The sequence below is a fragment of the Calditrichota bacterium genome (genome assembly GCA_013152715.1).
In the GTDB taxonomy this organism is placed as follows: Bacteria; Zhuqueibacterota; Zhuqueibacteria; order Thermofontimicrobiales; family Thermofontimicrobiaceae; genus 4484-87.
The window spans coordinates 1,594-26,196 of record JAADFU010000180.1 but is presented as its reverse complement, the minus strand read 5'-3'; the positions used below and the strand labels follow the sequence as shown (position 1 = coordinate 26,196).

At 44.8% G+C, this 24,603-nt stretch carries 21 protein-coding genes; 11 read left to right on the top strand and 10 right to left on the bottom strand.

Going from position 1 to position 24,603, the window contains the following annotated elements; translation table 11 throughout:
* Positions 1 to 3: 3 nt before the first annotated feature.
* From GXO74_13535 to GXO74_13505, 7 genes are all read left to right on the top strand, one after another.
* On the top strand, positions 4 to 1,395 hold the full coding sequence (locus GXO74_13535; GenBank protein ID NOZ62688.1) for a tetratricopeptide repeat protein: 1,392 nt from the start codon (positions 4 to 6) through the stop codon (positions 1,393 to 1,395).
* Between the two features lie 18 nt (positions 1,396 to 1,413).
* Positions 1,414 to 4,377 carry a tetratricopeptide repeat protein gene (locus GXO74_13530; GenBank protein NOZ62687.1) on the top strand — a complete coding sequence of 988 codons (2,964 nt, stop codon included), beginning with the start codon at positions 1,414 to 1,416 and terminating at the stop codon, positions 4,375 to 4,377.
* On the top strand, positions 4,374 to 4,775 hold the full coding sequence (locus tag GXO74_13525) for a hypothetical protein (GenBank protein ID NOZ62686.1): 402 nt from the start codon (positions 4,374 to 4,376) through the stop codon (positions 4,773 to 4,775). Before GXO74_13530 ends, GXO74_13525 begins: the two co-directional genes overlap by 4 nt.
* 59 nt (positions 4,776 to 4,834) lie before the next feature.
* The gene (locus GXO74_13520; GenBank protein NOZ62685.1) at positions 4,835 to 5,473 is read left to right on the top strand and encodes a MotA/TolQ/ExbB proton channel family protein; all 639 of its coding nucleotides are present in this window, start codon (positions 4,835 to 4,837) and stop codon (positions 5,471 to 5,473) included.
* 2 nt (positions 5,474 to 5,475) lie between these two features.
* On the top strand, positions 5,476 to 5,934 hold the full coding sequence (locus GXO74_13515) for a hypothetical protein (protein ID NOZ62684.1): 459 nt from the start codon (positions 5,476 to 5,478) through the stop codon (positions 5,932 to 5,934).
* 26 nt (positions 5,935 to 5,960) lie between these two features.
* Positions 5,961 to 6,485: a hypothetical protein gene (locus GXO74_13510; protein ID NOZ62683.1), complete on the top strand. Its 525-nt coding sequence runs from the start codon at positions 5,961 to 5,963 to the stop codon at positions 6,483 to 6,485.
* 117 nt (positions 6,486 to 6,602) lie between these two features.
* Positions 6,603 to 7,910: an energy transducer TonB gene (locus GXO74_13505; protein NOZ62682.1), complete on the top strand. Its 1,308-nt coding sequence runs from the start codon at positions 6,603 to 6,605 to the stop codon at positions 7,908 to 7,910.
* A gap of 253 nt (positions 7,911 to 8,163) precedes the next feature.
* On the opposite strand, the gene GXO74_13500 is transcribed toward GXO74_13505, so the two are convergent.
* From GXO74_13500 to GXO74_13465, 8 genes are all read right to left on the bottom strand, one after another.
* Positions 8,164 to 8,685 carry a hypothetical protein gene (locus GXO74_13500; GenBank protein ID NOZ62681.1) on the bottom strand — a complete coding sequence of 174 codons (522 nt, stop codon included), beginning with the start codon at positions 8,683 to 8,685 and terminating at the stop codon, positions 8,164 to 8,166.
* Positions 8,686 to 8,760: 75 nt separating this feature from the next.
* Complete coding sequence (locus tag GXO74_13495) at positions 8,761 to 9,405, bottom strand: energy transducer TonB (protein NOZ62680.1); 645 nt, start codon at positions 9,403 to 9,405, stop codon at positions 8,761 to 8,763.
* Positions 9,406 to 9,420: 15 nt separating this feature from the next.
* The gene (locus GXO74_13490) at positions 9,421 to 9,843 is read right to left on the bottom strand and encodes a biopolymer transporter ExbD (protein NOZ62679.1); all 423 of its coding nucleotides are present in this window, start codon (positions 9,841 to 9,843) and stop codon (positions 9,421 to 9,423) included.
* A 57-nt stretch (positions 9,844 to 9,900) separates the two neighbouring features.
* On the bottom strand, positions 9,901 to 10,302 hold the full coding sequence (locus GXO74_13485) for a biopolymer transporter ExbD (protein NOZ62678.1): 402 nt from the start codon (positions 10,300 to 10,302) through the stop codon (positions 9,901 to 9,903).
* A gap of 41 nt (positions 10,303 to 10,343) precedes the next feature.
* The gene (locus GXO74_13480) at positions 10,344 to 10,958 is read right to left on the bottom strand and encodes a MotA/TolQ/ExbB proton channel family protein (GenBank protein NOZ62677.1); all 615 of its coding nucleotides are present in this window, start codon (positions 10,956 to 10,958) and stop codon (positions 10,344 to 10,346) included.
* Between the two features lie 190 nt (positions 10,959 to 11,148).
* Positions 11,149 to 12,738, bottom strand: a complete 1,590-nt coding sequence (locus tag GXO74_13475; GenBank protein ID NOZ62676.1) for a S41 family peptidase — start codon at positions 12,736 to 12,738, stop codon at positions 11,149 to 11,151.
* 19 nt (positions 12,739 to 12,757) lie between these two features.
* The gene (locus tag GXO74_13470; GenBank protein ID NOZ62675.1) at positions 12,758 to 14,923 is read right to left on the bottom strand and encodes a DUF1926 domain-containing protein; all 2,166 of its coding nucleotides are present in this window, start codon (positions 14,921 to 14,923) and stop codon (positions 12,758 to 12,760) included.
* A 251-nt stretch (positions 14,924 to 15,174) separates the two neighbouring features.
* Positions 15,175 to 16,293: an isocitrate/isopropylmalate dehydrogenase family protein gene (locus GXO74_13465; GenBank protein ID NOZ62674.1), complete on the bottom strand. Its 1,119-nt coding sequence runs from the start codon at positions 16,291 to 16,293 to the stop codon at positions 15,175 to 15,177.
* A gap of 384 nt (positions 16,294 to 16,677) precedes the next feature.
* On the opposite strand from GXO74_13465, the gene GXO74_13460 reads away from it, so the two are divergent.
* The 3 genes from GXO74_13460 to GXO74_13450 are packed head-to-tail and all read left to right on the top strand — an operon-like array spanning position 16,678 to position 19,368.
* Positions 16,678 to 17,796: an exonuclease SbcCD subunit D gene (locus GXO74_13460; GenBank protein NOZ62673.1), complete on the top strand. Its 1,119-nt coding sequence runs from the start codon at positions 16,678 to 16,680 to the stop codon at positions 17,794 to 17,796.
* Positions 17,797 to 17,825: 29 nt separating this feature from the next.
* Positions 17,826 to 18,239, top strand: a complete 414-nt coding sequence (locus tag GXO74_13455; protein ID NOZ62672.1) for an acyl-CoA thioesterase — start codon at positions 17,826 to 17,828, stop codon at positions 18,237 to 18,239.
* Positions 18,240 to 18,243: 4 nt separating this feature from the next.
* Entirely contained in the window at positions 18,244 to 19,368 is a 1,125-nt protein-coding gene (locus GXO74_13450; GenBank protein NOZ62671.1) for a Tat pathway signal protein, read from the top strand.
* Positions 19,369 to 19,669: 301 nt separating this feature from the next.
* Here GXO74_13450 and GXO74_13445 read toward each other — a convergent pair whose 3' ends face one another.
* Positions 19,670 to 21,493 carry a hypothetical protein gene (locus tag GXO74_13445; protein NOZ62670.1) on the bottom strand — a complete coding sequence of 608 codons (1,824 nt, stop codon included), beginning with the start codon at positions 21,491 to 21,493 and terminating at the stop codon, positions 19,670 to 19,672.
* Positions 21,494 to 21,797: 304 nt separating this feature from the next.
* Here GXO74_13445 and GXO74_13440 point away from each other — a divergent pair, with 304 nt between their 5' ends.
* Positions 21,798 to 23,219 (top strand): acetyl-CoA hydrolase/transferase family protein, encoded by a 1,422-nt coding sequence (locus tag GXO74_13440; protein ID NOZ62669.1) that lies wholly within the window; start codon positions 21,798 to 21,800, stop codon positions 23,217 to 23,219.
* A 52-nt stretch (positions 23,220 to 23,271) separates the two neighbouring features.
* Here the strand turns inward: GXO74_13440 and GXO74_13435 are convergent.
* Positions 23,272 to 24,603: VCBS repeat-containing protein (locus GXO74_13435; protein ID NOZ62668.1), on the bottom strand; the 1,332-nt coding region annotated here is incomplete at its 5' end.

The window sequence follows — 24,603 nt, the reverse complement described above, 5'->3', positions numbered from 1 at the left end:
CTTATGAAACAGCCTTCAAAAATACTATTGCTCATTATTTTTAGCTCGGTCATCTTTGCTGTGACCCGTTCGCCGGCTATTCTCGCTGAGGGAAACGCTGCCCAGAGCTCTTTTCCACAAAACGGCAACGACAAAGAAATGGAACGCGCCGCGAATAAAACTTTCCGCAACGGCGTCAAACTGTACAAGCAAGGCGAATATTGGAGAGCCGCGCAGGAATTGGTCATCATCATGGATTTTTACCCGCAATTCAACAAGCTGGATCGCGTGATAACTTATCTGGGCAAATGCTTGTTTCAGGAAGAATTATTCGCCGGATCGACCAGACTGTACGGCTATCTGATTAAAAAGTATCCCCGAAGTCCGATGATCGCCGAAGCGCTGTTGGGATTGGAAAATAATTATTATTCTCAAAGTAAATACAAACAAGCGTTGCGGGTATATTACGCGTTGATTAAAAAAACCCGCGATCGAAAAATTTTAAATGAAGCCAGCTATCTCGCGGGGCAATGCCATTACTATCTTAAAAATTACAACATGGCCATCGGCGTGCTCAAAAAAATAGATGGCCGCAGCGAATATTACGCCAGCGCGCTCTATACTGCCGCGTTGTGTTATTTGAAAAAATCGAACGTCGCTACTTCGGTGGATTATTTTCGCAAGATCACATCACTGCCGATAATCAGCCCGGAGCGCCGCGAAATTGTGGATAACGCCAGATTGACCCTCGGTCTCATTTACTACGAACTGCAGGCATACGACGCGGCGACGGGTCAACTGTCGGCAGTCGCAGAGGACCATGAAAATTATCAGGATGCGTTATTAGGACTTGGCTGGGCCTATTTAAAATTGAATGAATACGAGAAAGTGATTCATATTTTGAATAAGTTAATCAAAAAATACCCCGACAGCGAGAATGCGGAAGAATCCTATTTCCTATTAGGTCAATCTTACATCGCACTCGGCCGGTACGATGAAGCTATTGCTTCTTACAGGCGCATCTTTGAAATTTTTCCGGAGCGTCAAGACCTACCGGTTCTCGTACAAAAGGTCAACTATCATTTAAAAAATCAGCAGGGGCACATCGAGGATTTAAAAGTAAAAATACTCATTGAAGAAACAAAGTTGCTTGACGCTATTCCTTTGAACGGCCGTGGGCAGAAAATCCCGGACTATCTGCTCGCTGAAAAAAAGCGCTTAAAGGAAGTGCGCGAAAAAATGATCGAAAATTTGCGAGCGGAAAAAGATCAGCTCGTTTACATGCAAGAGCAAATTGCTGACATGAGTAAAATCGTGGAGCGCCGTGAAAGAAGAAAAGACTGGCGGGGATATGCAGAATACGGGGTCTCACGGGCTTTGTTTTTAAAGGAATTAGGGACAAGCAGAGGAAAATAACACAAGCGGGAAATAGCCATGAAGGGCAAATTATATATCATCACATTTTTAGCCATAGCAACCGTTTTCATTTCGCATTTTGCTATTGCGCAGAGCAAATTTAACCCGGACAATATTGATCAGCTCCCGATAAAATATGTGGCCTCGGACACCACGAACAGCATTGATATCAATAGTGTTAAGGCGACAATTTTGCACCACGAACAAATGATTGCCAAATATCCGAATCAGCCGTTTATCCCCTATCTGATGTTTGAATTGGCCGAATTGTACGCCAGCAAAGCTCAGTACGATTTCAGGCTAAAAATGAAAAAATATGACGAAGACATTGTGAAATTTGAAAAGGGGAAAATTTTTGCCGAGCCCATATTGCCGCGCGTTAATTTGCAAAAAACGATTGACCTGTGTTATCAATTATTAGAAAAATACCCCAATCTGCCTTACAAAGACAAAATACTGTACAGATTGGCAATTTCCCACCTCGACGAGGGGAATCAGGAAAAAGCCAAAGATTATTTGCAAAAATTGGTGTTTGAAACGCCGGAAAGCCCGCGCATTTCAGAGGCGCATTTCCGTCTCGGCGAATATTATTTCAGCAAAAGACAATTTCGAAAAGCAATCGACGAATACAAACGCCTTTTGGATCGGTGGGACGATCCATATTTTAACTATTCTTTGTACAAATTAGGTTGGTCATACTACAATATTAATGATTTCACCAGCGCCATCAGCTCGTTCGTCTATCTCATCAGCGATATTTCGCTGCTGGAAAAGTTAAACACGAAACTGTTGGGCAAAACCAAAGCCGACGTTCGCAATGAAGCTATCGAGTACATCGCACATTCTCTCACAGAATACCGCGGCCCACAATCGTTGGAAGAAATTTTGAGTAGAGATGACACACAAAGCTACGCCGTGGACGTGTTGCTCAAAATGGGAGAAATTTACAAACAGCGAAATTTTTATCAGGACGCTATCCACGTTTATCAGACATTGCTCAATTTGTACCCATTCTATCCGGACGCGCCGAGCATTCAAAATGAGATCATCCAATGCTACGAAGCCGACTTGAACGAAGATCAGGCGACAGAGGCAAAAAATGTCTTTGTCGAAAAATATGGTCCCGACAGCGAGTGGCTCAAAAAACATCAAGGGACTAAAGTCAGAGAAAACGCCGTAAACATGTCCGAGGAGATGTTGTACTCTCTCGGCGCGGAGTTTCAGTCAAAAGCGCAGAAAAAAAATCAAGCCAGCGAATACCGCAAAGCCATTGACAAATACGAGGAGTACCTGAAAAAATTCCGCACGAACAAACGCGCGTCACGCGTAAATTTTTATCTGGCGGAATGTTATTACGCGATCCAGGAATTTGACAAAGCCGCGGATGAATATTACAAAGTAATGACAATTTACGGCGAAAATGAATTTCGCGAAACTGCCGCTTTTAACCGGATTTTGGCCTATTACGAAATTTTGAGTCGTCAAACCGCCAGTTCGGATAGCATCACATTGTACATTGAAGATTTTGTCGGCGGCGGCACGGAGTCAATTATTCCCATTAAGGTCGCCTCCGAGACGCAATTTAACCTGATTCGCGCCTGCAACGATTTTGTGCGGCAACAACCGCAAAGCGAACACTTGCTGGACGTACTGATCAAATTTGCAGAGACGCTATACAATTTAGATCGCTGGGATTTGGCAGTCAAGCTGTACAAAAAAACAGTCGATCCCAAATATCGTTCTTCTCCTTATTATGGGCAATGCATCAAGATGGTCGCTCAATGCTACCTAAAAATGGGAGACTATAAAAAATCTGAGAAATGGTTCAACAATCTGGCCGACGCGTTTCCGGACTCTGCAAATTTTGTGAAAAAATCCAAAAAATTGGTAGCGTCAGCCAAATTCAAACACGCGGAGAATCTAAAAAAACAAGGAAAGCCGACCAGGGCTGCGGTTGAATTTTTGAGATTAGCGTTCAGCGAAAAAGACGAGCAAATTGCCAAAGCTGCAATTTTTGAAGCCGGCGGTCAATTTGAACAAGCGGAAGACATACAAAAAGCAGTTCGCGCCTATGAGCGCATGCTTGAAGAACAGCCAAACGTGAGTTTCAAAGACGAACTGCTGATGAAAGCGGCGCTGCTCTACGAAAAAAAGCAGGATTGGGTCCACGCTGCGGACAAATACATGCGCGTTGTGGACGAATGTCCGACTTCGCAATTTGCGTCTCGCGCCCTGTTAGCCGCAGCTAATTGCTATGAACAATTGGAATTATGGTTCAAGGCCAAAAATACGTATCGGCAATTTGTCAGTCGTTTTCCCGATGCCAATCCGGATCAAATAATAGAAGCGTTGTACAAGATTGGTGAAATTTCATACAATCAAAATGATTTCTCAAACGCATTGAACGAATTTCAGGCAACCATCGAAAAATTTCAGGAATTCAAACGACGGCGGAAAAGCGTGGAAGATTATTTACCAGCAAAGGCACAATTTTTAATCGGTGAAATTAATTTTGGGAAATATAAACAAATAAAAATTGCGCCGCCGCTCGACATCACCATGAAACGCAAAACCGCACTTTTGCAAACCGTATTAAAAAATTATGTGGACGCCGGCAAATATCAAATCGCTGAATGGACCACGGCGTCCCTGTTCAAAACCGGCATGACTTTTGAGGAATTAGCCCAGGCAATTGAGAGCGCCCCTGTCCCCGAAGAGTACCGGGATCAGGAAAAGGAAGTCTATCTCCAGGCCATCAATAAGCAAGTCGCCGCCGCGAGACAAAAGGCGCTGGATATTTACAAAGCGAATTTGACAAACGCATCGAGAAACAACATTCAAAACGAGTGGGTCAAAAAGACCAAACAGCGAATAGAGCAGCTTTCGCTCGTTTTAGGCATGGCCAAAAGTTCCGCGCTTTCACAACAGTCGAACCAAAAAAGAATCGTGCCAACGAACCAGATCAAGAGGAATGATCAATGAAAATGCAAAAGCGGATTATTCTCAGAGCATTTTGTTTCGCAATTGTAATTGCCATCATCTTTTCAGGGATTTTCACGTCAACATTGGCAAAGAGCAAACCGAAATCTGGCGCAAAGTTTGCTGCTCACAACCCTCAAACGCAAAATCAGGATCACAAAAAAGGCAGCAACACCATCACCAGCACGCAGGTAAAAAAATTCATCCAGAAGCAGCTCACTATTTACGGCTCAATTGCCAAGCCACAAGCTGTCTTCATCGTACCTGGTAGCGACCCTAAAGTCGACGGATTAAAAATCGACCGCCAGTTTTTTGATTTGATTTTTCGCAATGTGGAAAAGGCTAATCTGAAGCAGCGAAAAAAATCAGCGCTTAAAAATAAAGATTACATTCAGTGGTAAAAAGACTTCCATCTGAGTCGTAACAGGAGTTGGTAAATTTCTAACAGGAGGTTTCGGAATTGGATTTCATCATTAGTTCCTTCAGATCCGGTGGCCCGTTCATGTACGTTATTCTGCTGGTATTGATTACGGGTATCGCCATTATGGTTGAACGCACCATTTTTATTCTGGGAAGAAATCGCATCGATACGGCGGCATTCATGCACCGCTTGCTCGATTTCATTCATCAAAAAAACATCAGAAGCGCCGTGGAATTTTGCAGTATTTCCAACGCGGCGCTGCCCAAAGTACTCCGCGCCGGACTTGAGGAAGCCGGAAAAAGTCCCGCGGAAATTCAAAATGCGCTGGAATTAGCAGCGCTGGCGGAAATTCCCAAGCTGGAAAAACGCACGCCGTACTTGGCGACAATCGCTAACGTCTCCACGCTATTGGGATTGTTAGGTACAATTTTCGGTCTCATCACCTCGTTCGAAGCCGTGGCAACCGCAGACGCTTCCATGAAAGCGACTCTGTTGTCCGGCGGTATCTCCCAGGCAATGAATACCACCGCTTTCGGGTTAATTTCAGCCATCCCGTGCATGATTGCCTATTCGGTCATTCAGGAAAAAACAAACGAACTGATCGACGAAATCAATCAAAACGTGGCGCGCGTTTACAGCAAGTTGATTTTACTGAAAAATAATAGCAAAGGCAAATAAACATGAATCTGAAAAGATCCCTGGGGAGAGATCGAACCGCTGAAGACTCAGACGTCAACATTATCCCGGTGATGAATATTTTTTTGCTATTGATTCCTTTCTTGTTGTTGACGGCGGCATTTGTGAGGATTGCGGTCATCGAGCTCTCTTTGCCGACACTGAGCAAGAACCGTACAATACAGGTACAGCAGAATAAAAAATTAGTGCTTGTTATTTTAGCGATCAAGGAAACCGGTTTTCAATTGAAAAGCCCGGGGTTTAAATTTGATCCGGTGAACCGGGTGGGAAATAAATATAATTATGCCCCATTGGTTCAACAACTCAAACAAATCAAAAGTAAATATTCTTACGCCGAAGACATCATCATTGCGCCGGCGGCGCGAGTAAAATATGATATTATCGTTCAGGTCATGGATCGCTGTCGCGAATCCGGCTTCCCGAACGTCTCTCTTTCAGGTTAAAATAATATTTTGAATGGTCATAAAAAATGATGAAAAGTTTCCCACAAACGCCAAACGATTTTACATTTCACGTCGTGAGCAGCCGTCGCAAAAAACGGCAAACAAGTTTTGCTTTAAAATTGACGTCGATGATCGACATGTTCACCATTCTGCTGGTTTTCCTACTGAAAAGCTATTCTGCGGAAGGCCAGATCATGTCTGTCGCTCCGGACTTGAAACTGCCCAATTCCACTGCGCAGAAAACGCCGGAAACAACGTCCATCATTGTTGTCACCAATGAAATGATTTTATTAGACGGACGGTCCATTGCTAAAGTGGCTGATGTGATGCGATCGAATCAATTGCTCATTCCCGCTTTGCTCAATGACCTGAAAATGAAACGACACATCAGCGAGAAAATTGGCGAAATACACACGGATATCGGCTTCACCGGAAAAATCTCCATTCAGGCCGATAAGGAATTGCCGTATTTGATTATTAAAAAAATCATGTACACGTGCGGCAGAATCGGCTTCAATGACATCATGCTAGCGGTTAATAAGCCGGAGTGACACGATCAAAAGGCAGACAACAATCAAACTCAAAACGAATACTCGAACTCAATGGCAGGAAAAAATAAATATCTCGTTTTAAACATAAGTCGTTCCAACCAGACCAGGCAATATGTCTTGTCCAAAGGTAAACAATTCTCTGTCGGTCAGAGCGGCGCTAACAATTTGATTCTCTACGGCACTGAATATCCTAAACAACATGTATTGTTTGACCAGCAAAACGGCTATTACATTTTGAACGTCAAACCGTTCGTCAAAGGCGAAATTTCGCTGAATAGCTCCTCGTTGAACATTACCGAGTTAATTCGCCACGATATTTTGCCGCGTCACGGCGATTCCTATTTGATCAAATTAACGCCGCAAAAGCAGGGCTACGTGACGGTTGGCGACACTAAAATTGAATTTTCTTTTCAATATGTCCAGCCAAGACAAACAATGCCGCTCAAATCGCCCGTTTTCTCGTGGACGCGCGCGACGCTCAATACTCTGGGTTCCGACCTTTTATTTAAGTCGATATTTTTATTTTTATTAACGCTGAACATTCTTGTCATGTACGCTTTGAAAGATTACCAGGTGGCGCCCAAAAAAGAAATCGACATTGAAAAAGTACCGGAACGCCTGGCGCGCTTCATTCCTAAACCGCCGGAAGAAATTTTAAATCAGGGAACAGCCAATAGCGCCTCCGGCGCCGGGGCTTCTGAGAGCAAGGATAAATCCAAGGACAGCAAATCCGATAAATCTAACAAAGCAAGCGGACGGAAATCAAACAGACGATCTTCAGGCCGCGGGAATCGCGTGGCATCCAAAGGCTTGCTGGGAGTCATCGGAAGTACCAGTTCCGGCGCGGCAAGCAAATCGAGTTCTATCATCGACGCCTTAGTCGACAAGGGTCTGGTAGCTGATTTGAATAACATACTTGGCGGCGGCACAAATTTGAAAGTGGGCAAAAACAACACCAAAGATGCTGAAGACCCATTAGATCAATTAATCGGTACCGGCGGCACTGGCGGCATCGATGACATTCTGTCCTCCATGGACGAGACGGTGGCCATGCCCAATCTAAAATTGAAAAAGAGAACTGTCGTCGATCTGGTTAAGCCCACCGCCACGAAGGGAAGCGCCGAAGCACTCGGCTACCGTTCTGAAGAATCCGTGTTCCAGACCGTCAATGCGCGGCAGGGGCAAATTACTTACATTTACAACAAATATTTGAAAATCAAACCGACGCTGCGCGGCAAAGTCTCCATCGAATTCACCATCGCCGCGAACGGACATGTGATATCCGCCCGCGTGATCGAATCGACACTGAACTATGCGCCCATGGAGCGCGAGATTCTTTCTCTGGTAAAACGCCTCAAATTCAAACCCATTGCCTCGGGAAATGTGACTTTTGTTTTTCCGTTTCAGTTTGCGAAGTTGAATTAAGGGGAATGTGGTTTTCATATTTGTCCGGAAGGACATTCTAAAAAAGGTCAGCCGGAAAATTTTTGGCTGGCCTTTTTTTGTCGGCTTTTTTCAATCCCCGAGGCTCAAAGTAAAATTAGCAAAAATATGAGGCAAATACAAAGGATTGAATAAAACGAAATTTCGCACAGATGAGGCTAAAATATTTTTTTATTTGTTGTGTGCTTTTTGTGCCTTACGCTGCCGCCAGGCAAACGATGGTAAAGCGAAAAAATTAGAGATCTGACTCGTCTTTCCACTGCAAAATGCGCCATTTCCCGTCGAATTGGTTTTTGGCAAATAGGAAAATGGCGTCGCCGCTGACGGAGATTGATTCGTTATCCTTGCTCAGCGTGAGGTGAAAGCTCTTGGACATTTCCGCCCTGTCTTCTTCGAGGATGGAATAAACTGTGGAGTTCCAGATTAAATCAATGACATCGAAATTGCGGAACAAACGGCCTGTTGTCGTCAAATCCACATCTCTGCCCCAACTCATGAAACTGCCGGAGGATTGTTCTTCAGGGTCAAAAAAGATGAAAACAAAAGAGCTATCCAGCAAATCCGCGTAAAGCACCGAATCTTTGAAAACGTAGGCGTATTTGAAATTTTGCAGGACTTCGTCGGGCGTTTTTTGCTCTGTAATGATTAAGCCTTGCTGGTCGGATTTTTCCAATTTGGGGGCAAAGGGATTGACGCAAAAGCCCATCAACAAAGACAAAATACCGAGCGACAAAATGTAAATGCTTATTTTTTTCATAGCAAGCCACAAATGAAAAGAGCGGTACATTCGAAAATATACCGCTCCCAAAACTTTACCAACAAGAAATACTTCTTATTTCAATTTGAATTTCACCGGTACACTCACCCAGACAGTTACCGCTTTGTCGCGCTGTTTAGCGGGTTTCCATTTCACTGCTTTAATCGCCTTTACAGCAGCTTCGTTACAGCCGCTATTTCCCAGCGGTTTGACCACTTTTGTTCTGATTACCTTGCCGGTTCTGTCAATTTGCGCGTAAACGATAACCGTGCCTTCAATTCCAGCTTTTCGGGCAATCTCAGGATACTCCAGATTGCGCTGAATTGCCCCGAACCCTCCAATTGGCGACGGCGCTTCGTCATAGGGAACAAAGACGATTTGATCATCATCTGTCGGAGGCGCGGGCGGAGGCGGAGGAACTTCGTCAAAATTGATATCGGTTTGGTCGATGGTTGCATCATCCGGAATATCCTCGCTCTCACTCTCAATCGGAATCGCTGGACGTGACGGCGGCGGTGGCAATTTTTCCTGCTTTGTCTGAGGAATCTGGTCAACTTCGATTTTCTGAATTTCGATATTTTTGATGACCTTTTTCTGCTCAAACTTTTTGAACGCTTGAAAAATCAAAATGCACAGCAGCAGGGAAATTACCGTGGTGAATTCAATGGTTCTTTTGTATTTTAACTTAAGATCCACTGCGGGATTTTTATGAAACGCCATGACAATTCACCTCTTTTACTTACTTGCTGTTTTTGTTGAATAATTTACATTAAGAGCGGTGCCGCCTGCCTTCCTTAGCTCCTCTTGGATTTTTGTTACAAACCCCATATTCGCACGCTCATCAATTTTCATGGAAACAACACGAAGAGGGGCAATCTCATCCCTCATCTTGTCGTACATCAAGCGCGAAATTTCTCTAATTTCTACAAATTTGTCATCAATAGATACCCGATCGCGATCGTCTGCATAGATGTAAGCGACATTTCGTTTGCCAGGCAGCTTTTCTATTTTCCGCGCCGCCGGCAAGCGAACCGGTATTCCACGAAACTCTTTGAATACCGTGGTTACCATGAAAAAGATGAGGAGCATAAAGATAATATCAGGCATTGAGGCTGTTGGTATCCCAGCTTCCGCTTTACTTTTTTTATTGAACTTCAAGGCCTTATCTCCTAATATTGCTTTTTGAAAGCTTCCTTCAATTATTAAACCAGAAACTTACTGCTCTGGTTCCGCTATTGAGATACGCGTTGCGTTTGCCTGTTTTAATTGATCCAGTACTTGGATGTAATAGCGATATTTAGTGTTCGCGTCCGTTTTCACCGAAACGATCAACTTATCATTCTCCGCCAGTTTTCGCCGAATAATGCTTTTGATCATGGGAATATCCACAACCTGATCGCCGAGCATAACTTTTCCCTCGGCATTCACCAGCAGGCTGATGATGTTTTTCTTGCTTACCTCTTTTGTTTCTCCTTTCGGCGGCAGAACCAGACCAATCCCTTTGTCCACATCGATGGTGGTGGTCACCAGGAAGAAAATTAGCAAAAGAAATGCTATATCCGCCAACGATGAAGAAGGAATCTCTGTGGGTTTCTTCTTTCTCTTTTCTACCATCATTGTTACATTCTCCTTGATATAGAGGGGGGAAATCCTTCAGCTTATTTCGCTTTGTTTAAATTTACCAATGTGTCAACCAATTCCACGGATCCCTCTTCCATATCAATAATTAATTTGTCGATGCGCGAAACGAAATAGTTGTGAAAAAATTGAATGATGATCGCCACAATCAATCCGAACAGCGTTGTCAACAACGCGACAGAAATACCAGTCGCAACGATTGTCGGAGAAATATCATTTGCCTTTGCGATGTCGTTAAAGGCCATAATCATTCCCCAAACCGTTCCGGTGAATCCTAACATCGGGGCGACGCTCACTACCGTGGACAACCAAATGAGACCTTTTTCCAGAAAAGCCATTTCAATGGAGCCGGCATTCATAATCGCCTTTTCCACTTGTTCAATACCTTGATCTGCCCGGGAAAGTCCCGCATGAAAAATTGACGCCAGAGGCCCGCGCGTGTTTTCACAGACTTCTTTCGCTGCTTCCACACCGCCTTCTGACAGCGCGGTTTGAATTTTCGTCATAAACTTGCGCGTATTCACCGATGCGCGCGTTAATGACCAGAATCGCTCCAGGCTAATGACCAAACCTAACACAAAGAAGAACAAAATCGGCCACATCATTAATCCGCCTTTGACAAAAAGCTCAATCATCCTCTTAAACCTCCTTGATTAGTTCATTGAATTGAATTGATATTCGAATTTAGATATTAAACTTAAAGAATATTATAATTAATTTTTTAGTAAAAGTCAATACTTTTTTTAATTGCCGAAAAGTGATAATGCAAAAATTGATGTAATCGTACGATTAACCGTTGTAATTCATATTTTTTATGCCGGTCGATTAGTTCCAACCGCTAATTTTTGCGATGCGAGCCGCTTCCGGAAAATGGTTTAGCGCTTCCTGTACTTGATCGTCTCCCAGTATGCGAATTTCATAATATTGCTTTGATCCCCACAAATTGCGCGCAATATCAGATTTGATCATCAATTTTATGTACTGCAAATCTTGCTTAAAATCATCTTCTTTAAATTTCAGGCCTTTTCTTTCAACAAATGCCCTAAATTCCGTCAACAGCGTCTTATCTATGACAAAATTCTTCTTGAACTGCGGAAAATCTGCTTTCAATCGCTGATGTTTTGCCGCATACTTGGAACCAAATTCAAAAAATAATCTCTTGAAAATCAGCTCCGTTGTAAATTTTGTAATCGTTTTATTCTTTATTTTCACGTCCGGAGTAATGCCGCCGCCGCCGTAGACTTTGCGTCCGGCATGGGTGTAAAATACGGGGCGATGATTATTTTTGTTGTTTTCATTTTTGACTGTCTCATCGTATCCCGACGTGTAATAATCCATCAATCCATGTTCATAAGATCGCTGAATGAGTCGTCCGCTCGGCGTGTAATAGCGCGCCGTGGTGATACGTACCGCCGAACCGTCGCTCAGCGGAATTTGCGTCTGAACAAGCCCCTTGCCAAAACTGGTCTCGCCAACGATCAAACCGCGATCCCAGTCCTGAATTGCACCGGAAACGATCTCAGAGGCGCTGGCGGAACCTTTGTCAATTAAAATGATCAACGGGATTTTGGGAATCGTCGCGCGATCCGTGGACAAAAATTCCGTATTCGATTCGGGAATCCGCCCTTTGGTGAAAACTATTTTCTTCCCGCCGTCAATAAATCGATCCGCCATCTTAAACGCTTGATCCAGATAACCGCCAGTGTTACCGCGCAGATCCAGTAGCAACGCGCTCATGCCTTGCGCCTGCAAATCGCGATACGCTTTGTCAAACTCGTCCACGGTCGTCTGGGCAAATCGGCCGACATAAATATAGCCGATTTTGTCGTCCACCATAAAATGCGCCATCACGCTGTAAATGGGAATTCGGTCGCGGGTAATTGTCAGGTTGAACGGATCTTCCATGCCGGGACGACGAATCGTTACGGTCACTTTTGTTCCTTTGGGGCCTTTGAGCTTTCTCTGCACTTCGGCTTCGGTAATGCCGTAGGCACTCTCCCCTTCAATTTTGACAATTTGATCGCCTGGCCTGATTCCCAGAGCTTCGGAAGGCGAACCGGCAATCGGCGCGACAACCGTCAGCACTTTGTTCTGAATGATAAACTCAATTCCGATCCCTTGATAGCTCCCCTGAAATTGCTCGGTGATCTCCTTCAGTTTCTTCGGCTCGATGTAAATGGAATGCGGATCTAATTTCTCTAACATCCCCTCGATAGCGCCGGTGATTAGCTTTTCCGTACTCACATCTTCCACGTAATAGGAACGGATAATTTTCAGCACGTCCATGAATCGGGAAAGCTGTTTGTAGGTGTTGTCCGCAGAAAAAAGATAGCCTTGAGTCACGCTGATAATCAAGCCGATGCTGATTAAAACAAAAACTCCGAGCACAAATGTCGAACGTCTAATACCTCGCATTTCGAAAAACCCATCCTTTTTATAATGTTACAATTTTTATTGTCATGGCAATCTGCCATTTTTTATTTTCTGCCAATTTTATTTTCCAGTTGGGCAAAACAACCGAACTCTGATACACGCGCTCGAATCCGCCTTCGGATTGCGAAATGGTCTCTATCGGAAACCGCCACACGTCAGTCGCGGAATCAAATTTTATTTGCGCGTCGATTTTCATCCATTCGTCTTTCAGCCCCATTTTTCGCACCCGCGGCACAATTCCCTGACTCGCTAAATGAGTGTCGCCGTCAATTTTCTGATCAAAATAATAGTATCGATCAGGTGCATTCCCCGCCAATAAAGCGAAATTCATTTCCACCGCAAACCACAACTCCAGCCATTCCGTTGTTTGATTTGTAAGCTCATACAAAATTCTCAATTCTGATTCGCCCGCCGGGATGTCAATATGCTTGGCAATACGGACGGGAAAAAACTGCCCATTTTTCCGCACCTGCCCGGAACGGGCGAGCGAAACGCGGACACTGCCGCTTTTTTGTTGTACTTTTGCCGCGTACTCACCGGCGACGAAATCGCCAACTTCATCATATTCACAATTGGCAACGTCGGTAAGCTGTGAATCTTCTCCGAGAAAATGATCGATGAAGCTTGTCCGGCGATACCAATCATATTTGAGTCTTTTTTCCAGCCCGGGCTCTTTGACTGTTACAATTTCATGAATACTTTTTGTCGCGCTGCCATTTCCATTCTTTTTCTGTTTCGCCAAATCCAACAGTCGTTGATGATAAGCCTCGTACCGGCGCGTCATTGTATCCAGCAGATTGACAGCTTTCGGCTTAAAATCCATCTCAAACAACGTCCCGCCGGAATGCGGCGAAAAATACAAATTGTAAATTTTTGATTCGACGAGGATTTCATCACGGCCGTCAGCATCAATGTCGCAATTCTCGACAGACACCCAACCTTTGCGAAAATCAGCGTCAGAATGAGTCAGCCGATCCAAAATTCCTTCCGCCTGAATCATATTTTTGTAAACAGCATAGCGCAAATTGTTCAAATAAAGACCGCCGAAAATGCCGTGCCAATACGGACAATTAGTCTGACCCGCCCACAAATGATCCTGCGCTTTTTCCAGCAATTGTGAATCGATTTTTTTCATCTGCTTCGCCGCTTGAATCTTCCGGCTGACACGCAGAGATTTCTTGTGCAAATTGTTGGACTCCGGATATTTCGCCAAAAAATTACGCCAGAACCCACCGCGCACGAACATTTTGTATTTATCAAAAATGCCAGCTTCTTTCAGTTGCTGCTCAAATTCCCCGTAGCGCAAAATTGCTTGCGACGGCAGCGCCCATTCCATCATCTCGCGGTAAGAAGCCGTAGGCAAATAAACGCGTCCCAGCGGGAGTAACGTTTCCAGTGCCTCGGAAAAATGAACCAATTCGATCCACTCGCTATTTTCTTCCAGCGCCATGAAAAACTTTTCCAGCCAGCCGTCCTCGTAACAATGCTTGTAGGTATTCGGCCAAATGCCAAACTTTTCCCCGTCATCGGCAAAAACCACTAATTTGTCGCCTTCCTCGGTTGCGATTGACGCCAAAAAATCAATCGTCTCTTGCGGATCCGCAAAAGGAATTGTGTACCGTAGCCGCTCGCTGATGGGAAAAATATTGATCACAGACCCCGTTTCTTCGGTCAAATAATAACCGTACAGATCTTTTTCCTCCAGACCCGCGGTTTTGAAATGGGAATCATCAATCACCACGTAGCGGGCGCCGGTCTGCGCCAAAATTTTTGGCAACTGCGGCTCCCAGATTCTCTCCGCCAGCCACAGACCTTTCGCATCATAACCCGTGTGCTCTTTGACGAAGCGGTTGAGTTTGTCGATTTGTCCGAGCTTGTCTTCATCCGGAATATTCACCAAAATCGGCTCGTAAAATCCGCCGCTCATCATTTCAATCTGACCACGCGCCACCATCTGACGCAGCATTTTTCCGAAATCCGCGTCGCGATTGAGCAGCCATTCGAACAAAACGCCGGTGTAGTGTTGCGCCAATTTGATCTTTGGGTGTTTTTCTAAAATTTGCAAAAAAGGCGAATATGCCCGTTGATACGCATCTTCAAAAACAAAATCAAAATTTCCGACTGGTTGATGATTATGGATACCTAATGCAAGCTTTATTTTTTTCAATGCTTTTCCTGAGAGTTTCAAGTTATGTATTTCGAGTTTCGAGTTGCTTGTTTCGAATCTTTCATCCTCATTAATTGCTAAAAAATTGCTGCGATTGAATAGTAAAAAAAACCGGATCGCAGCTTTAAACCTTTAATTTTAGATGCCGGACGGACGAAATCTATGCAGCTTTTTATGGCGCCAAAGCTTACGAAAAAAAATTATTTGATATTCAAAATCTTTCTCTGTGTCCTTTGTGCCTCTGCGGCGAATCAAAGATTCCTCGCAACTTCCTCTGCCATTTCCAGGGTGCTGGAATTTCCGCCCATGTCATAGGTGCGAACCTTGCCTTCGCGAATTACTTTGGCGATGGCGCTTTCCAATTTGTCGCGATATTCTGCTTTGCCCAAATAGTCAAACATCAGCCGCACGGACAGCAGCATGGCGATGGGATTCACTTTGTACTGGCCCGCATATTTGGGAGCAGATCCGTGCGTGGGCTCAAAAACGGCATAATCATCGCCGATATTTCCGCTGCACGCAAAACCGAGTCCGCCGACCAATTGTGCGGACAAATCGGAAATGATGTCACCGAACATGTTGGACGTAACCAGCACATCGTAAATTTGCGGATTTTTAATCAGCCACATGCACTGCGCGTCAATGTTCGTCTCCCACAATTCAATTCCCGGGTATTCCCGCGCGATTTTCCTCGCCTCGCGCACCATCAAGCCGCTGGTCTCACGGATCACGTTCGGCTTTTCCACAATGGTTACATTTTTTTTACCGTGTTGTTTAGCGAACTCAAACGCATCGCGAATGATGTTTTGTGCCGCGCGCCGGGTAATGATTCGCAGAGAAATTGCCACGTCGTCGAGAGACTGCTCTGCGAAACGCTTCATTTTCGGATGGTGAGAATTCAGCACGTCCATAACTTCCCGAGGCACAGGGTGAAATTCCACGCCCGAATACAAATCTTCTGTATTTTCACGAAAAACAGTAATGTCAATATCGTCGCGGTAATTCAACGGATTGCCCGGATAAGCCCTGCAAGGGCGTAAATTCGTCCGCAAATCGAATTCCTGCCGCAAACGCACGATCGGACTGGAATAGACATAGCCCTTTCCCTGCAATTCCGGCGCCAATTCTTTCGCCGCTTCCTCTTTGGGTTTGGAAGTAATCGCACCGAAAAGCGCGCAATCCGTAGTTTTCAACATCTTAATCGTCCGTTTGGGCAGCGGATCGCCTTCCGCACGCCAAAATTCCCAGCCAATGTCGCCGTGCACATATTCAGCGTCAAATTTAAAAGCGTCCAACACAATTTTCGCCGCTTCCATCACATCTTTTCCAACGCCGTCGCCGGGCAGCCACGCGATTCGATATTGAGCCATGCAGTCTCTCCTTCTATGGTTTGCAGTGCATTGTTTCGAGCTTCTCCTGAAAAATGAAAATCCAAAAGCGGTTTTTTAAACAAACAAAGAACCCGAAGCTTGAAATTCAATCATCATTTTTAATAAACTGTAAATATAAACTTTTCTCGCCTAATAATCAAGAAAAAACTGCTCTAATTTTTTGATAAGTTAATAATTTTTTGTCATTTCAAAATTGAAAATTATCCCGCGGTACTGAACCGAGTCGCTGGCAAATCCTCGCCGACAGAAAGAGATCAAAATATTTTTTTGTTGTTAAATTCATTTTCATTTCTTAAATTCATATTTCGGAAAATAAATTATTTGGCTGACGCTGCCCGCAAATTTCACATTTCAGGAGAAAAAATGAAATTTGTCCATTTTTCTGACACCCATCTCGGCTATTCCGATTATTACAAAATCGATCCACAGACCGGAATTAACCAGCGGGAGCAGGATTTTTACAACGCCTGGAATCAGGTCGTCACTGAAATTTTGCAAATCAAACCGGATTTTGTCATTCACGCCGGGGATTTATTTCACACCAGCCGTCCCACCAACCGCGCCATTGCCGTCGCCATGGAAGGCATTCAAAAAATCACCGACAGCGGCATTCCGTTCGTGGCAATTTCCGGGAATCATTCCACGCCGAAAATCCGTGCGACAGGTTCTATTTTTGAATCGCTCTCGCTCATGCCCAATGTTTACGCCGCCTTTCAAAGTCACTATGAACAATTCCACATCGGCGATTGTCTCATTCACTGCGTTCCCCATTGTTCTTTGACAGAAGAATTGGAACGGGCTTTTAGCGAGATTAAGTTTAGCCCGAAAACCAAATTCAATATTCTCGTCAGCCACGGCGCCTGGGCAGGGGACAAATCTTTTTCCATGGGCGAATTCAATGAGCAACACATTCCCGATCCCGAAAAGGCGCTGAAAAAAAAGTTCGACTACATCGCCCTGGGACACTATCACAAATATTTGGAAATTAAACCTCACGTGCTCTATTCCGGCTCCACCGAAAGAACTTCTTTCAACGAAGCAGGCAATCCCACCGGCTTCGTCGTTGTCGATCTCGAAAAAAATGAGACCGACTACCGCGAAATCAAAACCAGAAACATGCTGAAATTAGCGCCGATTCACTGCGAAGATCTGACGCTTGCTGAAATTTATGCGGAGCTGGAGAAAATTTCCAACGACAAACTGGGACAAGCGCTGGTTTCCATCAGCTTGCTCAATTTGAGGAAAGAAACGCTGATTCAATTGGACATCCGGGAAATTGACAACATTTTTCCACAAGTTTTTTCGCTCCCTAAAACCATCACGCAACTGATAACATCAACATCAGACAAATCAAACACTATCACCATGGGCTCTTTGCCGGCGGAGTTTGAACGTTACATCGACAATGCTGATGTTCACGAATTGGACAAAAATCGACTCAGAGAACTGGGCGTGTCATATTTGAAAATCGATGAATTCTGATAAATGTTGAAGCTGAAGGAGACAGATTGATGCAGAAATTTTCACTCAGGTTAAAAGTACGATCCTACGAATTGGATTCCCAGGGACATGTCAATTACGCCGTTTATTTGAATTACTGCGAATATTGCCGCGTGGAATTTATGGAACAAGCCAATTTACCATTCAGCTATTTTATGAATCAGGGGAAATATATCGTCATCGCCGAAGTGCACGCCAAATACATTTCACCGGCATTTTTGGGTGACGAATTGGATGTGACGCTGGAAACAGTCGAACTGAAGCGCTCCAGTATGACGCTGAAACAGGAAATTTTCAACACCGCTTCCGGGAAAAAAGTTTTCTCCGCAACAATGCGCGGCGTTTTCATCAACAAACAGGGCAGGCCCATTCCCATGGATGAAAAATTTCGCCAGCTTTTAATCGGCAAGACAGCAGATAATTGATGAGATGAAACGAAGAGAGTTTTTGAAATTAGTTACTTATTCCAGCACGGCGAACTTTTTCCCTTTTTTCCGCCCGCCGGGGATTTTCCGTTCCGACAAAAAGAGGAAAATGATGAATTGGGTTTGGTTTAATTTAAGCAAAAAAAAGACACTGAATGAATGGGAAAAGACTTTTCAGTTCTGGCGCGATCACTCCGTTTCCGGGCTTCTGCCAAATATTTACAACAGCAAGAAAGCATTTTACCGTAGCAAATATTTGAACGTCCAAAAAGCCGCGCTGGAACAGATCCTTCCTCTTGCCAAAGAATTCGAGTTTGAAGTACACGGTTGGATGTGGACAATGCCCAACAACGACGAACAATTCGCAACCAGATTTCCCGAAGCTTTCGTCGTCAATCGTCTCGGCGAATCAGCGCGGACAAAGCCGGCTTACGTCAAATATTACAAATTCCTCTGCCCCAATCGCCCGGAGACCCAGGAACACATTCAAAAAATAGTTACGGAACTCGCACAAATCGAGCTTTTGGACGGCATTCACCTCGATTATATTCGCTATCCCGACGTCATTTTGCCGATTGCCTTGCAGTCCAAATATGATATTATTCAAGACAAAGAATTCCCGCAATTCGATTACTGCTACTGCGAGACCTGCCGCAGAAAATTCAAACAACAAGCCGGAATCGACCCGCTGGAAATCGAAGACCCGGCAAATCACGCGAAATGGAATCAGTTCCGTTACGACAGCATCTCCCACATTGTGAACGAAATCGTCGTCCCCATCGCCAAAAAATTTGGGAAAAAGACATCAGCGGCGGTGTTCCCCAACTGGCGGAACGTAAGACAGGAGTGGCGCCGCTGGAATCTGGATTATTTTTTCCCCATGCTTTATCATAAATTTTACAATGAAGATATTTTTTGGATCGGCGAGCAGATCGAAAAAGAAATGTCTTTTCTGAAATCAGGACAAAAATTGTTCAGCGGACTATTTGCAAAATCATTGAAACCTGATGCATTGAAACAAGCGCTGCAAATCTCACTGAATAATGGCGCACGCGGAATCTCGTTATTTACGGGATTTTCAATGTCTGAATCCCACTGGGAAATTCTTTCTGAAAGCTCCCGCCAGTGATCTTCTCACTTCAAAATTTTTAATGAAATTTGACAACATTTTCCCGGCATTATCACCGTTGTGTCCTTACCAGTGGCGCCAAAAAATAGCCTAAAACAGACAATTTTAGGAATGTTTCCCGCTTATTAATTGTGGAGGGCGTGAGACAATTAAAAGCGGATTTAAATGTGCCAACTTGCAAAAAGTTCTCGCGTTTGTGCGAAATAAGCGCAGGAAAATGACGCCACGTTGAAAAAGAAAAAAGTGAGCGAAAAACTCTCCGCTCACTTTTTCATAAAAATTTCTAATTTTCAAAGCAAAATCAATTATAAAATTTGTACCGATAATCTTCGATTTTGGCTTTGGATTTCAATTGTTTGTACCACTCGTTGTAAATCGCGCGTTGCTCGTTTTGCGCCATATCGTATTTCAGATTATTCTTCTGCAAACTGTACAGCGACTCGTTGAAGTCCTGTTTTTCGAGCATTTTGAGCAGGTAGTATCCGCGCAAGCCCTTCACAGGGCCGGAGATTTCGCCAATTTCCAGTCCGAATGCCGTGCCGATGAAATTGGGATCTTTGCCCACGCCGCGGACGAAACCACTCATGGGGAAAAATACCGTCTCTTTGACGACGAGCGAATCTTCTGCCGCTAATTTTTCGAAATCTTCCGGCGATTGGATTCTCTCTCTGAATTTTCGGCACGCCTCTCCGGCTAATTCCTTCTGCTTATCCTGACGCAGCGTATTGCGAATGATTTTTTCTACTTCTTCCAGCGGCTGCAAACGCGCCTTTTTGACGTCGATTAATTCGTAAATCAGATAGCCCTTATCTTCGAGGTAGCGCAACCGACTCGGCTTGCCGATCTTGCTGTTGAAAATTTTCTGCGCCATTCGCTTTTGCACGCCCAATCCGGGAATGAACCCGCTTTCGTTGAAATAATCGGTAGTATCGACTTTTACGTTTTCCGCTTGCACCGCTTTTTCGAAGCCCTGGTCCGCAGCCTGTTCAGCAAAGTAATCCGCGTCGTCTTTGACGGACTCCGAAGTCCGGCGCGAGGCGGTGATTCGCAGCAAAATGTGTCGGGCTTTGACCTGTTCTTTGCCGTCCACGACTTTTTTGTCTTCCACTTTGATGATGTGAAAACCGTGTTGCGAAAGAATAGGGCCGACAACCTGGCCTGGCTTTGCGGAAAAAGCCGCAGCCTCGAAAGGTTTCACCATCATTCCTTTGCTAAAATAACCTAATTCGCCGCCGTTAACCGCCGACCCCGGGTCTTCCGAGTAATTTTTCGCCAATTCAGCAAATTCCGCGCCCTGCTTCAGGCTGTCCAACAATGAAAGCGCGAACGACTTGATCTCTGCTGTGTCGTCGGCGGTAGGTTTCAGCTCAAACAGCACGTAGCGGATACGGCGCTGTTCTTCGTCGGTGAAATCGTCTTTGTGCTCTTTGTAGTATTTTTCCACTTCCGGCTTGGGGATGTCTTCGGCTTTCACCGGATGAAGATTGGGATTGAAAAAGATGTATTTCACCTTGACTTTCTGATTCCGTTTGATAAAATCTTCTTTCACTTCATCGTCAGTGACAAACGCTGTGGACAAAACTTCTTGCTGCACTTTTTCAAACGGAAGCGTTCCGGCGAGGTAATTTTGCACCACACTCCAATATTGCAGATTTCTCTCGTCCGCCAGCGCTGCTTTGTACTTGTTCATGTCGAAATTCCCATTGCTGTCCGCAAACGTGGGATTGGTGCGCAAAAATTGCGGCGGATTTTCAAAAATATTGAAAGCGATTTCCTTTTTCGTGATCTGAATATTCATTTTTTCGGTCAACTGTTTGATCAGCACATCGCGCACGACCGACTCGAAAATCTGATCTTCCAACTGCTGCAACTCGAATCCGGTAGGCTCTTTCCCGTTCTTTTTGCGGTAAGCGTCAAATTGTTGCTGGCGAATATTATTATATTGCTCGTAGGGAATATTCTCTCCATTCACTGCAACCACAGTATTCGGTTTGTGCCCGGAAATGATACTCGTAATATCAGCGCCGCCAACCAGACCGCCGATGGTCATACTCAACAAGAAAAGCACCAATAAGATGAATAAAATGATATGCGTGTTTTCACGCATTTTGTTCATGATTGCCATAACCTAACCCTCAATCCCGTGATTAATTTAAATTAAAAATTGATAATTTAGCAAATTGAAATGACTGCTAATATAGTAATTACAATGAAAAAAAGCAAGAAATTTTATTGTGTTAACTGGTAAAATGAGATTATGTTCCGAATCGAATTGGGTTCATTTAGTAGAATATGGGCGCGCGCTGCATTTCAGCGCCAGCTTTGAATAGTGCTTGATTTGAACCGACAAAATTAGTATATTCTCGACACAAATGATGAATGATTGCTAGACTTGAAAACGTATGTGAAAAACAAACGGAGGATTGACCATGAGAACAGGGCCTCAGAAAATTCGTTTGGATCAGGTGGCAGATGTGATCGCCGAGAAATTTAAAGGGAAAGAGCAGATTACTTGTTACATCGGTTCCAATGCAGCCTCTCCGACTGCCTCTTTGGAATTTATTACCGATGCTATCAAAACAAATTCTCCGAAACTTCCGTTTTTGAATATGGTGCATATTTTAATGCAGGGGCCGATCCCTTACATCGAAGAAGGATTGCAGGACAGAGTGATGACTTATTCCATTTTTTCCGGCGGTGAAGTGAGAAAAGCGGCGAACGAGGGCCGAGCTTTTTATGTTCCCTGTACTCTGGCAAATATTGATTCTCTGATCGGAAAATATCGGGAGTACGAGCCAGACGTGGCGCTGTTCAAAGTGCGGCAGCATGATTTAACCGGAGAATTTAGTCTGGGTCTCTCTGTGGAAGCAATGCACACAGCCATCGACCACGCGGATTTAGTGATTGCCGAGCTTGATCCGTCCATGCCGTTCACTCAGGGCCAGAGCATCGTGGACGCCACTTCGATTGATTACCTCATTGTCGATGAACGCGTGAAGCCGATTTACGAAATTCCGTCTCCTGATTTTGAAAATTTGTCTCCGGCGGAGCGCCGCATCGGTGAATTGATCACGAAACATTTCATTCGCGACGGCGCTACGATTCAGGTGGGCATCGGGAAAATTCCCGACGCCGTTATTGCCACAATTTGCGACGCGCAGTTCAAAGACCTTGGTATTCAGACCGAGCTGTACGGCGACGGCTTGATGAAATTGCAAAAAGCGGAAATCGTCACCAATCGCCTGAAAAAAGTCAACAAAGGCTACAGCACCACCAGTCTCATCATGGGCTCCAAAGAACTTTACGAGTACGTTCACATGCGCGCCGGCGTGCAAATGCGGCCTTGCGGTTTCACCAATGCGGCGGAGACGATTCGGCAGAATTCGCCGTTCATCTCTGTGAATACGGCCATCGGCGTGGATTTTTACGGCAATGTCTGGGCCGATTTCATCGACGCGCGCCACTATTACAGCGGCGTCGGGGGGCAGCCGGATTTCATTCGCGCCTTGAACGATCCGATTTACGGCGTGCCCATCATCGCCATCAAAAGCGTCACCCGCCACGGCGAATCCAAAATCGTGCGCACCCATCCGCCGGGAGTGAGTTTAACGGCCTCCGCTTACGACGGCGTCGTCATTGTGAACGAATTCGGCATCGCTGACTTGCGCGGACTTACTGCCGGCGAGAAAGCGCTGGGGATCGCCAGTATTGCCCACCCGAAATTCCGCGATGATTTCATGAAAGAAATTGTCGATGATCCCTATTTCACCAAGCCCAAGGGCTATCAGGTCGGGAAACCGCATCGCAGCGTGACCTATTATGACGGGGATGTAAAATTAGAGGACGATTAATGCAAAAGTGTGCTCCACCTGGCAGATGGAGTACACTTTGAAAACAATTTCTTTAATTTTTGTTCACCAACACCCGCACCAATTTCATCATCTCCCCCGACTTATCATCCTGCTTCTGGTAGGTGATCACAATATCCGATTTTTTGTCCTGATTCAGTTCAAAAATTTGCAGGCGATTGCCGTTTTTAGGTAGTAGCACAGGAAGGCTGGCGCTTGATGATGAGGAAAAAATTGATTTTTTTTTGCCAAAATAGAATTGTAAATGGCGCTGGTCTGTGGTCGTCACCAGATCGCGAAGATCGTCGCCATTGAAGTCTCCTTTGACGTCGAACACGGGCAATGTGCCTCCTCCGCCTGCGGAATTGTTGCCGATGTTGAAATTGAATTTAATGGTGAAATTTTTCACTACATTGGGCTGCTCGGGATATTTTCCGTTTTCGTTCATTTGAAAAATCCTCATGCCCACGGTCACGCTTTTAGTGAGCAGCATTTTGATGATGCGCATCAGGCCTAATTTCACCGATGGAATGGCGAGGTCGAGTTTATCATCGCCGTTCAGATCGACCATTTGTTCGTCAAATTGCACGCCGGTGGAGACGATGATTTGATCCGGTGTCAATGACCACAGTCGCTGCGCCCCGTTTTTGCCGAGATAAATTTGCAACTGGCTCTGCGGATTGAGGATGCTCTCCCGGGCTGCGAGTTTGTTCGCCAGCAAATCCAGCACGCCATCGCCGTTGATGTCTTTGATGGCGGTGATGCTGGTTTCTTCTCCCGGCTTGGGCTCATCCGGAGTAAATTTCATGTCGATGGTGAGATTCGGTTGTGCGGGAAAAGTATTTTTTTCAGTTTGATAGAAGAGATAAAAAATATCTTTATCCTGTGCCAGCACATCCGGCAAACCGTCCCGATTGCAGTCGGAAATGTAAATTTTGTTCGTTTTATAACTGATGTCCAATCTTTTGAATGCACTGATGTTTGCTTTTGCGGAGAGATTCAGAGTCCCGATCTTTTCCCAATTGCTGCTGTCCGACTGACTGAAAATGAGCGTGCGATTGAATTGCGGAATAATGATTTCGTCTCTGCCGCCGGGAGTGATATTTTTGACGAAATCCCAGTAGGGCAATTTGCTTTTTTCATTAACGCGAAAAATGGAAGTCACTTTCAGCGCTTCTATGGGGTGAATTTCAAATCTGCTATCATTTTGCGCGTAATAAATGATGCCTCTCGGCGTCAACATGATAAATTCCAATTTGCTGTCTCCGGCGATGTCGCCGAAATCGCACAGAATGGCTCTCTTGTCCGGGAAAAAAGTTTGCACATTTTCATCGGAAAAGCCATCCGCAGTTTGCCACAAAATATGAATTCTCGGCGGAGCCTGTCT

Bases quoted from the DNA above. Each gene is read 5' to 3' on its own strand.
- GXO74_13495 (NOZ62680.1), bottom strand. From the start codon at position 9,405: ATGGCGTTTCATAAAAATCCCGCAGTGGATCTTAAGTTAAAATACAAA.
- GXO74_13510 (NOZ62683.1), top strand. From the start codon at position 5,961: ATGATGAAAAGTTTCCCACAAACGCCAAACGATTTTACATTTCACGTC.
- GXO74_13445 (NOZ62670.1), bottom strand. From the start codon at position 21,493: ATGGCAATCATGAACAAAATGCGTGAAAACACGCATATCATTTTATTC.
- GXO74_13480 (NOZ62677.1), bottom strand. From the start codon at position 10,958: ATGATTGAGCTTTTTGTCAAAGGCGGATTAATGATGTGGCCGATTTTG.
- GXO74_13440 (NOZ62669.1), top strand. From the start codon at position 21,798: ATGAGAACAGGGCCTCAGAAAATTCGTTTGGATCAGGTGGCAGATGTG.
- GXO74_13460 (NOZ62673.1), top strand. From the start codon at position 16,678: ATGAAATTTGTCCATTTTTCTGACACCCATCTCGGCTATTCCGATTAT.
- GXO74_13485 (NOZ62678.1), bottom strand. From the start codon at position 10,302: ATGATGGTAGAAAAGAGAAAGAAGAAACCCACAGAGATTCCTTCTTCA.
- GXO74_13475 (NOZ62676.1), bottom strand. From the start codon at position 12,738: ATGCGAGGTATTAGACGTTCGACATTTGTGCTCGGAGTTTTTGTTTTA.
- GXO74_13465 (NOZ62674.1), bottom strand. From the start codon at position 16,293: ATGGCTCAATATCGAATCGCGTGGCTGCCCGGCGACGGCGTTGGAAAA.
- GXO74_13530 (NOZ62687.1), top strand. From the start codon at position 1,414: ATGAAGGGCAAATTATATATCATCACATTTTTAGCCATAGCAACCGTT.
- GXO74_13535 (NOZ62688.1), top strand. From the start codon at position 4: ATGAAACAGCCTTCAAAAATACTATTGCTCATTATTTTTAGCTCGGTC.
- GXO74_13455 (NOZ62672.1), top strand. From the start codon at position 17,826: ATGCAGAAATTTTCACTCAGGTTAAAAGTACGATCCTACGAATTGGAT.
- GXO74_13450 (NOZ62671.1), top strand. From the start codon at position 18,244: ATGAAACGAAGAGAGTTTTTGAAATTAGTTACTTATTCCAGCACGGCG.
- GXO74_13525 (NOZ62686.1), top strand. From the start codon at position 4,374: ATGAAAATGCAAAAGCGGATTATTCTCAGAGCATTTTGTTTCGCAATT.
- GXO74_13515 (NOZ62684.1), top strand. From the start codon at position 5,476: ATGAATCTGAAAAGATCCCTGGGGAGAGATCGAACCGCTGAAGACTCA.
- GXO74_13500 (NOZ62681.1), bottom strand. From the start codon at position 8,685: ATGAAAAAAATAAGCATTTACATTTTGTCGCTCGGTATTTTGTCTTTG.